This window comes from Cellvibrio sp. pealriver, from assembly GCF_001183545.1.
Taxonomy (GTDB): Bacteria; Pseudomonadota; Gammaproteobacteria; order Pseudomonadales; family Cellvibrionaceae; genus Cellvibrio.
Genome location: NZ_KQ236688.1, coordinates 4,425,979 through 4,427,331, shown reverse-complemented (window position 1 = coordinate 4,427,331; position 1,353 = coordinate 4,425,979). Strand labels below are relative to the sequence as shown.

The 1,353-nt window shown below is 51.3% G+C and carries 1 rRNA gene and 2 other annotated features; the gene reads right to left on the bottom strand.

Features of this window, described 5'->3' with window-relative positions:
• Positions 1–25: 25 nt before the first annotated feature.
• Positions 26–141: ribosomal RNA gene (gene rrf / locus VC28_RS19240) — 5S ribosomal RNA — on the bottom strand.
• A gap of 188 nt (positions 142–329) precedes the next feature.
• Positions 330–1,202 (bottom strand) — a sequence feature (23S ribosomal RNA rRNA prediction is too short).
• Between the two features lie 56 nt (positions 1,203–1,258).
• Positions 1,259–1,315 (bottom strand) — a sequence feature (23S ribosomal RNA rRNA prediction is too short).
• Positions 1,316–1,353 lie beyond the last annotated feature (38 nt).

The following is a 1,353-nucleotide window of genomic DNA, read 5'->3' as shown; positions in this document are numbered from 1 at the left end:
GTCTGACAGGGATTTTGTATTAGAAGCTTGACGATGTCCTACTCTCACATGGGGAAGCCCCACACTACCATCGGCGCTAAGTCGTTTCACTTCTGAGTTCGGAATGGGATCAGGTGGTTCCAACTTGCTATGGTCGTCAAGCAATTTTGTATGAGTTCGAAGGTCTTATGACATCTATTATGTCGGCCTTGATTGACTCAAATAGGGTGGCGGAACGTAAAGTTTGCTGGCTGTATTTTACAGCATTTGGATGCTTGCGTATCGCACAAGTCCGGACTTTCTGAATCGTTTAACCGTTAACAGTCGATTCTGTTATATGGTCAAGCCGCACGAGCAATTAGTATTGGTTAGCTCAACGCCTCGCAGCGCTTCCACACCCAACCTATCAACGTCGTAGTCTTCAACGGCTCTTTAGGGGGCTTAAAGCCCCAGGGAGATCTCATCTTGAAGGAGGCTTCCCGCTTAGATGCTTTCAGCGGTTATCCCGTCCGCACATAGCTACCGGGCAGTGCCATTGGCATGACAACCCGAACACCAGAGGTGCGTTCATTCCGGTCCTCTCGTACTAGGAACAACTCTTCTCAAATCTCCAACGCCCACGGCAGATAGGGACCGAACTGTCTCACGACGTTCTAAACCCAGCTCGCGTACCACTTTAAATGGCGAACAGCCATACCCTTGGGACCGGCTTCAGCCCCAGGATGTGATGAGCCGACATCGAGGTGCCAAACACCGCCGTCGATGTGAACTCTTGGGCGGTATCAGCCTGTTATCCCCGGAGTACCTTTTATCCGTTGAGCGATGGCCCTTCCATACAGAACCACCGGATCACTAAGACCTACTTTCGTACCTGCTCGACATGTCTGTCTCGCAGTCAAGCGTGCTTTTGCCTTTACACTAACCTCATGATTTCCGACCATGATTAGCACACCTTCGTGCTCCTCCGTTACTCTTTGGGAGGAGACCGCCCCAGTCAAACTACCCACCATACACTGTCCGTAACCCCGATAAGGGGCCGACGTTAGAACCTCAAACATACCAGGGTGGTATTTCAAGGACGGCTCCATCGAAACTAGCGTCTCGACTTCAAAGCCTCCCACCTATCCTACACAGATAGGTTCAAAGTTCAGTGCAAAGCTATAGTAAAGGTTCACGGGGTCTTTCCGTCTAGCCGCGGGTACACGGCATCTTAACCGCGATTTCAATTTCACTGAGTCTCGGGTGGAGACAGCGCCCCCATCATTACGCCATTCGTGCAGGTCGGAACTTACCCGACAAGGAATTTCGCTACCTTAGGACCGTTATAGTTACGGCCGCCGTTTACCGGGGCTTCGATCAAGAGCTTCGCTTGCA